Source organism: Streptomyces flavofungini (assembly GCF_041028215.1).
Classification (GTDB): Bacteria; Actinomycetota; Actinomycetes; order Streptomycetales; family Streptomycetaceae; genus Streptomyces; species Streptomyces flavofungini_B.
Genome location: NZ_JASKYR010000286.1, coordinates 1 through 9,742, shown reverse-complemented (window position 1 = coordinate 9,742; position 9,742 = coordinate 1). Strand labels below are relative to the sequence as shown.

Genomic DNA, 9,742 nt, shown 5'->3' with positions numbered 1-9,742 from the left:
CCCGTAGTGAAGACACGAACACCACGCACGAAGGAGCCCGACCGTGACCACCGGCAACGAACTTGGCTGGCTCCTCGACCGGTCCCTTGGCTCCATAGAGGGGGTGCGGCACGCGGTGCTCATGAGCTCCGACGGCCTGCTGCACTCGCGGACGTCCGGCATCGGCCAGGACGACGCGGAGAAGTTCGCCGCGATCACCGCCGCCGTGCGCGCCGCCGCGCTCGCCTACGACGAGGAGACCGGCGGCGGAGGCACCCGGCAGGCGCTGATCGAGCTGACCAACCACGTGGGGCTGATCACCCAGGCCGGTGGCAACACCATGCTGTCGGTGCAGACCACCGGGCCCGACGCCGACATCGGTCTGATCACCCATCACATGCTGGAGCTGGCCCAGCGCGTCGGCCATGAGATGAAGGTCGCCGCACGGCAGCCTTCCGGACCAGGCCTACCGACGACGTGAGCGGGCCGCGGCGAGACCCGGACCTGGTCAGACCCTACGTCCGTACCGACGGACGGGTCCGCGCCGATCCGGATGTGCGCCTGGAGACCGTGCTGCTCGCGGCGAGCGGCACGAGCGAGGGCCTGGGGGCCGACGCCCGGCGCGTGATGGGCCTGTTCACCCACGCGGGCGGCGGCGGCCTGGCCGTCGCCGACATCGCGGCCGCCCTGGAGTTCCCGCCCTCCACGGTGCGCATCCTCGTCTCCTCGCTCATCGACGAAGGCCTGCTCACCCGACCGGTCGCCGCCGGTGCCGACCAACCCCGAACCGACTTGCTCCAGGAGGTACTGCGTGGTCTCCGCGCCCTCGTCTGACGGCCTGATATACGTGCCTCCCGGCGTCACCCGGTCCGCGAAGATCGTGATCTCGGGCAGCTTCGGCGTCGGCAAGACCACGTTCGTGGGCAGCGTCTCCCAGATCCCGCCGCTGCGCATGGAGGAGCGGATCACCGAGGCCAGCGCCGGAGTGGACGACCTGGCGCGCACCCCGCGCAAGACGACCACCACCGTCGGCATGGACTTCGGGCGGCTGCATCTGAGCGACGCCCTCGTGCTGTACCTGTTCGGCACCCCGGGCCAGGGCCGTTTCCGCCCCATGTGGGCGGGGCTCACCGAGGGCGCGCTCGGGGCGCTCGTCCTGGTCGACACCCGCAATCTGGAGGCCTCCTTCGAGATCCTCGCGCTGCACGAGGAGCAGGGCACCCCGTACGCGGTGGCGGTCAACCTGTTCGACGGAGCCCCGCGCTACGACCTCGACGAGATCCGTCAGGCCCTCGACCTGGACGCGCACACCCCGCTGACGACGTGCGACGCGCGGGACGCCACCTCCAGCGTCCTGGCCCTGATCACCCTGTGCGAGTACCTGACCGGCTTGCACGCACCCGCTTTGGAGCCCCGCCCGTGACCAGCCCGACCACGACCGAAGCGGCGTACGAGCGCCGCATCGCCCTGTACGAGGCGGAGTTCGCGGCCGATCCGCACGCCGCGTACGCGAAGATGCGGGCGGAGTTCGGCCCCTTCGTCCCGGTGGACCTCGTCCCCGGGGTCCCGGCGACGCTCGTCATCGGCTACGCCCAGGCCCGGCGCATCCTCRRCGACCCCCTGCGCTTCCCCGCCGACCCCCGGGTCTGGGAGCAGTCGGTGCCCGCGACCTGCCCGGTGCGTCCGATGATGGAGTACCGCCCCAACGCCCTGCGTTCGTCGGGCCCCGCCCACACCCGCTACCGGTCGGCGAACACCTCCGCGATCAACGCCGTCGACCAGCATGAACTCCGTACGCTGGTCGAGCGGGTCGCCGATGCCACCATCGGTGACTTCCGTGCGGCGGGCGAGGCCGATCTGCTGACCCAGTACGCCTGGCCCATCGCCTTCCGTGTGCTGAGCGCGCTGCTCGGCTGCCCGGACGAGATGGGCCGCCGCATCGCCGACGGCATGGCCAAGATCTTCGAGGGCGTCGACGCCGCCAGCGGCAACGACATCCTGGCCCAGGCCCTCGCCGACCTGGTGGCGCTGCGCCGTCGGCAGCCGGGCGACGACATCACCTCCCGGCTCCTCGCGCACGACGCGGCCCTGGACGACACCGAGATGGCCCACCAGCTCGTCACCCTGTACGGCGCGGGCATCGAGCCGCTGACCAACCTCATCAGCAACACCGTCCTGAAGATCCTCACCGACGACCAGTTCTCCGGGGACCTGCACGCGGGCGGCTCATCGGTGCGCGAGGCGCTCGACACGGTGCTCTACCTCGACCCGCCCATGGCGAACTACTGCATCAGCTATCCGCCGCACCCGGTCGACGTGGACGGGTTCCTGCTGCCCGCGCACCAACCCGTCGTCATCTCGATGGCGGGCTGCAACAACGACCCCGCCCTCGGGGACCAGCGCACCGCGAGCAACCGCGCCCACCTGTCCTGGAGCACCGGACCGCACGCCTGCCCCGCGCGCCCGCACGCCTACCTCATCGCGGAGACGGCCGTCACCCACCTGCTCGACGCGCTGCCGGAGATGGACCTCGCCACCGCCCCCGACGAGCTGCTCTGGCGCCCCGGACCCTTCCACCGGGCGCTGGCCGCCCTGCCCGTCTCCTTCCCCACCGCCGAATCCGTCTGAAGGGACACCCACCATGTCCGCGCCCACGCAGCCCATCACCCTCGACCCCACCGGGGCCCGCGCACACGACGAGCACCGCGAGCTGCGGCAGCACGGCCAGGCGGTCCGCGTCGACATCCTGGGCGTGAACGCCTGGTCCGTCACCGATCCCGCCCTGCTCAAGGAGCTGCTGACCAGCCCCGATGTCTCCAAGGACGCCCGCGCCCACTGGCCCGACTTCGCCGAGACGGTCCAGCGGTGGCCGCTGGCCCTGTGGGTCGTGGTGGAGAACATGTTCACCGCCTACGGAGCCGACCACCGGCGGCTGCGCCGCATGGTCGCCCCCGCCTTCAGCCACCGCCGCATAGCCGCGCTCCAGCAGGACATCGACGCGGTCGTCACCGGCATCGTCGACCGCCTCGCTGCCGTCCCGCCCGGCGAGACCGTCGACCTGCGCGAGCAGCTCGCCTTTCCGCTGCCCATCGCGGTCATCAGCCGGCTCATGGGCGTTCCCGCCGAGCAGCGTGAGGCCTTCCGCACGATGGTCGACGGCGTCTTCGACACCACCCTGACCGCCGAGCAGTCCGAGGCCAACACCAAGGCGCTGTACGTCGCCCTGCACGAGCTCATCGCCGCCAAGCGCACCGAGCCCGGCGACGACATGACCTCGCTGCTCATCACCTCGCGCGACGAGGACGAGGAGGGCGGCCTCTCGGAGGACGAGCTCCGCGACACCCTGCTGCTGATGATCAGCGCTGGATACGAGACCACCGGCAACGTCATCGACCAGGCCATCACCCAGCTCCTGACCCACCCCGACCAGCTCGCGCTGCTCAGGTCGGGCCAGGTGGACTGGGGCGACGCGGTCGAGGAGACCCTGCGCCTGGAACCGGCCGCCCGGCATCTGCCCCTGCGGTTCGCGCTGACCGACATCGCCCTCCCCGACGGACAGACCATCGCCCGGGGCGAGGCGATCCTCGCCTCCTACGCGGCGGCCAACCGGCACCCCGACTGGCACGGCGAGACCGCGGACGCCTTCGACATCACCCGTACGACCAAGGAGCACCTCGCCTTCGGGCACGGCGTCCACTTCTGCCTCGGCGCCCCGCTGGCCCGTATGGAGGTCGTCACGGCGCTGCGTCTGCTCTTCGAGCGCTTCCCGCAGGCCGAACTCGCCGTGCCCGCCGCCGAACTGCTGCCGCTCGGCTCCCTGATAAGCAACGGCCACCAGTCGCTGCCGGTCATCCTGCGACCCGCCACGGACTGACCCCGGACGCGGGTCCCCGCGGCACCGGCCGCCCCGGACGGGCCGCGGGTCCGGCGTGGCCGAGGGCATGCACTACGTACGTCCTGCTGCCGATTCACCACGGGAACGCATGCATGAATCGTGCGATGTCTCATCCGCCTGTCGAAGGCGTGGCGCGACAGGGGAGGCGCGGCGGGCGGCGCATCGGCCGGGGCCGCGCCTCTCCCGCCCGTCGRGCCTCACCGCCCGCCCGGTGGCCATGGCGTCGGCACCCGGTCGCGGCGGATCGGCCGTCGCGCCCAGCGGCACCTTCCGGTCGGCCGGATCCGGCCCTACGCTGCCAGTGGAACCGCAACTACCGGCCATTCTCCCTGGGGGCGCGAGCACGGTCGGCGGCATGTGCTCACACACCGCCGGCACCAGTGGGGGCATCCCGCGCGAAGCCCGCGACCCGCGCGCGTCGCGCCCGTGGAGCCCCGCCCACGATGCACCGGAACGGGCCACATGACGGGCAAGTATGACACCTACGACCCGCAGCAACGGCTGACCATCGAGGAAGCACCGGCCGAGCAGCACCGCGTACAGCTCAGGCTCGGCGGTGAGCTCGACTTCGCCACCGTCCCCACGCTCTGCGGGGCGGTCGTGGATCTGATAGCGGACGGACACCGGCATCTGCTCCTGAACCTGTCCGCGATCACCTGGTGCGACAACGCGAGCCTCTACACCCTGCTCGGCATCCGCAGCTCGCTGCAGAACGCCGAGGGGAGCCTCGCGCTCACCGCGGCGAGCCCCGCCATCCGCCGCGCCCTCGACCGCACCGGCCTCTCACCCCGCCTGCCGCTGGCTCCGGGCTAGGTCAGGCGCGCGCGGGACAGCACCTGCCCGGCGAGGGCCCTCGGGGGCAGTTCGCCGTCGAGGAAGACCGTGTCGCCGGGCAGGGTGTCCTCGGCGGCCACGCACGCCTCGATCCGGCCCTTGCACCAGCGCCGGACGTGCTCGTCCCGCGCGGGGTCGTCCGGGGTGAAGACGCGGCCGTCGATCCGCCTCTCCAGCGTCTCGCGGGGGACCTTCAGGAAGAAGTGGTGCGCGGTGACGCCCGCCGTGCGCAACGCGCCGAAGATCTCCGCGACATAGCCCGGGTCGACCAGTGTCATCGGGACCAGGACCGGACGGCCGTACTCCGCGACGAGACCCACGGCGAGGGCCGCGACCTGGCGTCGCCACAGCCGCAGGTCCTGGAAGTCGCCGGTCGGCACCTCGACGATGCTCCGCAGCACGAAGCCGACCGTCTCCGGGTCGAAGACCAGCGCCTCGGGCCACCGCGAGCGCACCTCCTCCACCAGCGTGGTCTTACCGCTGCCGAACGCGCCGTTCACCCAGACGATCATGATGAACCCGCCGGTCCGGCACGGCCGTCGGCCTCCGGCCGCGCGGCGGGCGCGGGCCCCGTACTGCCCCTCGGCACCAGCTCCACGGGCAGGACCACCTGCCGCTCCCGGTGGGTGGCGGGGTCGTCGATGACGCGGCGGGCCAGCTCGGCCGCCGCCTCGCCCAGGCCTCGGGCGGGCTGGGCCAGGGTGGAGAGGTCCCAGGGCTCCGCCATCGTGTGGCCGTCGAAGCCCAGGACGGAGACGCGCTGCGGGACGGGGACGTTGACGCCGCGCAGGACCGTGAGGAGCCGGAAGGCGATGTCGTCCGTCTCGGCGAAGATGGCGGTGGGGGGCTCCGCGAGGCTCAGCAGCCGTCCCACCGCCGCGTCCAGGCTCGGCCCTTCCCAGTGCGGGACCTGGCGGACCAGGTCCTCGTCACGGGCGATGCCCGCCTCCGCGAGGGCCATGCGGTAGCCGTCGAGGCGGGCCCTGCTGCTCCAGGCGAAGCCGGACGGGTCGGCGGGCTCCAGGTAGGCGATGCGCCGGTGGCCGAGGTTGAGCAGATAGCGGGTGCCGCGCCGGGCCGCCTCCACGTCGTCCACGGAGACGCTCGCCCGGCCCTGCTCGTGCTGGCTGACGAAGATCAGGGGCATGCCCAGCTCGTCCAGGCGTGCCCGCTCCTCCGGGGAGAGCGCGAAGCTGACGACGAGCAGCGCGTCGGCGTTGCGCCGGGCGGGGAGCCGGTCGAAGAACTGCGCGCGCTGCTCGGCGGTGGTGACGCTGTAGACGAGCATGTCGAGACCGGCGACGTTGAGCGCGGGCGCCATGCCCGCGAGTGCCGCGCCGAGGAACCAGGAGTCGAGGTTGGGCACGAGCACGGCGACCCGGCCCGTACGCCCGGTGACCAGGCTGGACGCGCTGCGCGAGATCGCGAACGACAGCTCGCGCGCCGCCTGCTCCACCCGTGCCCGGGTCGCCGGGGAGACCGTCGGCAGACCGCGCAGGGTGCGGGAGACGGTGGAGGGCGAGACTCCGGCCCTCTGGGCCACGTCCGCCAACGTGGCGCCCTTCTCAGCGACTTCACCGTTCATGCCGGGACGCTAACACAGGGTGTGCCACATCGATCACAGCATGCTGACAGCGCTGTCATTCCTATTCTCGCCGCACTGACACGGCTGTGACCATTGACACTGTTACTCCAAGCTCCCTACGTTGCTAGCGCTGTCATCAGGCAGTCCCAGAGGGGAGGAACACGCCATGTCCCTGCACCGCCGAGCACTCCTGACGGGCGCCCTGAGCGCCGCCGCGGCGGGTCTGCTGTCCGGATGCGGAGGGAAGGACCTCGACGGCCTGCTCGAACAGGCCGCGACCGTTCCGAGGAGACCGGCCCGTCTCACCTGGTGGGTCTCCGAGATCCCCGCCCGGCGGGGCGCCGTCGTAGCGGATCTGATCATCCGTGCCTTCGAGCGGCGGCACCCCAACATCCACGTCACGAAGATCAACGCGCTGTCCACCTCGGACGGCAACCGCAGCGTGATCACCACCCAGCTCGCGGGCGGCTCCGACCAGCCGGACGTCTACCTCGGCGACACGACGTGGCCCGCGCAGTTCGGTCACTCCTCGCTCGCCCTGCCGGTGGACGAGCTGCTCCCGGACGGCTTCTGGGACGCCTATCCCCCGGCCCTGCGCAGCGGCTCCACTTTCCGGGGCAAGGTCTACGCGGTGCCGTTCTTCACCGACAGCACCTACCTCTTCTACCGCGAGGACCTCCTCCACAAGCACGGGCTGCGCGTCCCCCGGAGCTGGGAGGAACTGCTGCGCACCGCACGCACGGTGCAGACGGCAGGTGACGTGGAGGCCGGGTTCCTGTGGCAGGCGGCGGTGACCGAGTCACTGACGGCCAACGTCACCGAGTTCCTCGCCGACGCGGGCGCGGGCATCCTGGGCGGGAACGGCGAGGCCGTCCTCGGCGGCGCCGCGGCCGAGCGGGCCTTCTCCCTGATGGCGGAGTTCACCGCGAGCGGGGTCACTCCCCGCACCGTGGCCACGTACAAGGAGTCGGACTCCCAGGACGCCTTCGCCGGGGGACGCGGGCTCTTCCTGCGCAACTGGTCCTACGCCTGGGTCAACGCGAGCACCCCGGAAGTCTCCCGTGTCGCCGGGCGGATCGGCGCCGTACCGCGCCCCGGTTTCGAGGGCACCGGGCGCTCCGGCGTCTCCTGCGCGGGCGGCTGGAGCAACCTCGTCAACCCCAGCTCCAAGGAGCTCGGCGCCGCCATGGCGTTCGCGCGGTTCTGCGCGGGGGACGAGGTGCAGCGCCTGCTCGCCCGCGAAGCGGGGGTCATCCCCGCGATGACCTCCGTGCTCGACGGCCGCGAGGCCCGCGCCGCCGGTGATCCGACGGTCCTGCGCGCCGCCGATCTGGAACTGGTCGCCCGGCCCGTGCAGACCCCGTACTACCCGCAGGTCAGCAAGGCGCTCTACACCCCGGCCAACGAGGTCGTACGCGGCGGCCTCTCCCCCGCCGCCGGGGTCCGCGCCGCACGCGAGGGGCTGCGCACGGCCCTGGAAGGGAAGGCGCTGTGACTCCCCTGACGCGGACGAAGACACCGGCGCCGGTGGGTGGAGAGGTCCGCGCCACGGCAGGCACCGCACAGCGGACGCCCGAGCGCACACCCCCGGGCTCCGCCGCCCGCCGCCGCGCCCGAACCGGGTGGCTGTTCACCTCCCCGGCCCTCCTGGTCATCGCGGCGGTGACGGTCTTCCCCGTCGTCTTCTCGTTGCTGCTGTCCTTCTTCGAGGTGCGTCTGGAGTACGGCGGCCTGCGGCTCGGCTCACCCACCCTCGCCCACTACGAGGCGCTCCTGACGCACGCCGAGTGGTACCGGGCGCTCGCGTTCACCCTCGGTTTCACCGTCGTGTCGGTCTTCGCCGAACTGGTCCTCGGCACGCTGACCGCACTGGTCCTGGAGCGGCTCGGCGCCGCCCGGGGCTGGATCCTCGCGCTGCTCCTGCTGCCCTGGGCGGTGATCAACGTCATCGCCGCCCAGTTGTGGGCCTACCTGTTCAACGGCACCTACGGCGCGGTCGGCTGGCTGTGCGAGCAGCTCTTCGGCACCCGTCCCGACATCCTCGGCGAGCCGGTGCCCGCGATGGCGGCGATGGTCGTCGTCGACGTGTGGAAGACGACGCCGTTCGTCGCCATCGTCGTCCTCGCCGGTCTGATGCTCATCCCGGGCGACATCTACGAAGCCGCCGAGATCGACGGCGCCAACGCGTGGACCACCTTCTGGAAGGTCACCCTGCCGCAACTGCGGCCCATCATCGCCATCGCGGTCCTCTTCCGCATCCTCCAGGCGTTCGGCATCTTCGACCTGCCGTACGTGCTGACCTCCGGCGGACCCGGCACGGCCACCCAGTCGGTCGCCATCCTCGGCTACCGCGTCCTCTTCCAGAACCTCGACTTCGGCGGCGGGGCCGCCGTGGCGGTCACCACCGCCGTCATCGTGCTCGGCTGCTGTCTGCTGTTCCTGCGCGTCTTCCGCGGCCAGGTCGACGAGGAGGGCCGGGCATGAGCCGCCACACCCCGCGCACCGGAGTGCGCCGCTACGTCAACGCCGTCAACCTCGGCGGCCTGCTGATCGCCGTCTGCGCCACGCTGCCGCTGCTCTGGATGGCGTCCGCCTCCCTGAAGGGACCCGGCGAGATCAGCGCGACGCCGCCCACCCCGCTGCCGAAGGACCCCACGCTCGGCAACTACGAGACCGCCTTCGCGCGCAACGGCATCGGCCACTACTTCCTCAACAGCGTGGTCGTGGCCTGTCTCTCCACCCTGCTCATCCTGTCCCTGGCGTTCTTCGCCGGATACGCCCTCGCCCGGCTGCCGCTGCGCGGGCGCGGCGCCGTCATGACGGCACTGCTCATGCTGTCGGTCTTCCCGCCGATCGCCCTGCTCGTCCCGCTGTTCCTGATGGAGCGCCAGGCGGGGCTGCTCAACAGCTACCCGGGCCTGGTCATCCCGTATGTGGCGCTCAACCTGCCCTTCGCCGTCTGGATCATGCGCAACTACCTCAGTGGCATTCCGGGCGAGCTGGAGGAGGCCGCCGTCATCGACGGAGCGGGGCCGCTGCGCACCGCCCTGACGGTGATCCTGCCGCTGGCCCGGCCCGGCCTCTTCACGGTCGGCGTGTTCTCCTTCACCGCGACCTGGTCGGAGTTCCTGCTCGCCCTCACCTTCAACGGCTCCGACGACCGGCGCACCGTCTCCGTGGGCATCGCCCTGTTCACCAGCCAGTACCAGGTCCCCTACGGCGTGATCTTCGCCGGAGCGATGGTGGCCACCGTGCCGATCGCGCTCCTGGTGCTGATCTTCCGCAGGTCGGTCGTCTCCGGCATGACGACCGGCGCGGTGAAGGGCTGAGCGCCCGGCACGCGCCCTGTCGCGTACGCCGTTCTCCGCGCCGGGGTACACCCGGCGCCCCCGACACACCCGGCAGCACTCATTCTGGGCTCGCGCCCGAAAGGTTCACAGATGCACCAC

At 71.8% G+C, this 9,742-nt stretch carries 11 protein-coding genes; 9 read left to right on the top strand and 2 right to left on the bottom strand.

Translation table 11 applies throughout. From position 1 onward, the window contains the following. The first annotated feature begins 43 nt into the window (after positions 1-43). From AB8Z36_RS20350 to AB8Z36_RS20325, 6 genes are all read left to right on the top strand, one after another. Positions 44-460 carry a roadblock/LC7 domain-containing protein gene (locus tag AB8Z36_RS20350; RefSeq protein WP_369214775.1) on the top strand — a complete coding sequence of 139 codons (417 nt, stop codon included), beginning with the start codon at positions 44-46 and terminating at the stop codon, positions 458-460. Next, entirely contained in the window at positions 457-813 is a 357-nt protein-coding gene (locus AB8Z36_RS20345) for a DUF742 domain-containing protein (protein WP_369214774.1), read from the top strand. The genes AB8Z36_RS20350 and AB8Z36_RS20345 overlap by 4 nt, the downstream gene beginning before the upstream one ends. After that, positions 791-1,402, top strand: a complete 612-nt coding sequence (locus AB8Z36_RS20340) for a GTP-binding protein (RefSeq protein WP_369214773.1) — start codon at positions 791-793, stop codon at positions 1,400-1,402. The genes AB8Z36_RS20345 and AB8Z36_RS20340 overlap by 23 nt, the downstream gene beginning before the upstream one ends. Beyond that, positions 1,399-2,607, top strand: coding sequence for a cytochrome P450 (locus tag AB8Z36_RS20335; protein WP_369214772.1), 1,209 nt, complete (start codon positions 1,399-1,401; stop codon positions 2,605-2,607). The genes AB8Z36_RS20340 and AB8Z36_RS20335 overlap by 4 nt, the downstream gene beginning before the upstream one ends. A 13-nt stretch (positions 2,608-2,620) precedes the next feature. Further along, positions 2,621-3,853, top strand: a complete 1,233-nt coding sequence (locus AB8Z36_RS20330) for a cytochrome P450 family protein (RefSeq protein ID WP_369214771.1) — start codon at positions 2,621-2,623, stop codon at positions 3,851-3,853. Between the two features lie 483 nt (positions 3,854-4,336). Further along, the gene (locus AB8Z36_RS20325) at positions 4,337-4,687 is read left to right on the top strand and encodes an STAS domain-containing protein (RefSeq protein WP_369214770.1); all 351 of its coding nucleotides are present in this window, start codon (positions 4,337-4,339) and stop codon (positions 4,685-4,687) included. Here the strand turns inward: AB8Z36_RS20325 and AB8Z36_RS20320 are convergent. Beyond that, a complete protein-coding gene (locus AB8Z36_RS20320) occupies positions 4,684-5,220 on the bottom strand; it encodes an AAA family ATPase (RefSeq protein WP_369214769.1) in 537 nt (178 codons plus the stop codon). The two genes, AB8Z36_RS20325 and AB8Z36_RS20320, sit on opposite strands and share 4 nt — an antisense overlap. Next, positions 5,217-6,293 carry a LacI family DNA-binding transcriptional regulator gene (locus AB8Z36_RS20315; protein ID WP_369214768.1) on the bottom strand — a complete coding sequence of 359 codons (1,077 nt, stop codon included), beginning with the start codon at positions 6,291-6,293 and terminating at the stop codon, positions 5,217-5,219. The genes AB8Z36_RS20320 and AB8Z36_RS20315 overlap by 4 nt, the downstream gene beginning before the upstream one ends. Positions 6,294-6,459: 166 nt before the next feature. On the opposite strand from AB8Z36_RS20315, the gene AB8Z36_RS20310 reads away from it, so the two are divergent. The 3 genes from AB8Z36_RS20310 to AB8Z36_RS20300 are packed head-to-tail and all read left to right on the top strand — an operon-like array spanning position 6,460 to position 9,622. Continuing rightward, positions 6,460-7,788 carry an extracellular solute-binding protein gene (locus tag AB8Z36_RS20310; RefSeq protein ID WP_369214767.1) on the top strand — a complete coding sequence of 443 codons (1,329 nt, stop codon included), beginning with the start codon at positions 6,460-6,462 and terminating at the stop codon, positions 7,786-7,788. Continuing rightward, a complete protein-coding gene (locus AB8Z36_RS20305; protein WP_369214766.1) occupies positions 7,785-8,777 on the top strand; it encodes a carbohydrate ABC transporter permease in 993 nt (330 codons plus the stop codon). Before AB8Z36_RS20310 ends, AB8Z36_RS20305 begins: the two co-directional genes overlap by 4 nt. After that, positions 8,774-9,622, top strand: a complete 849-nt coding sequence (locus tag AB8Z36_RS20300; protein WP_369214765.1) for a carbohydrate ABC transporter permease — start codon at positions 8,774-8,776, stop codon at positions 9,620-9,622. The genes AB8Z36_RS20305 and AB8Z36_RS20300 overlap by 4 nt, the downstream gene beginning before the upstream one ends. Positions 9,623-9,742: the final 120 nt, after the last annotated feature.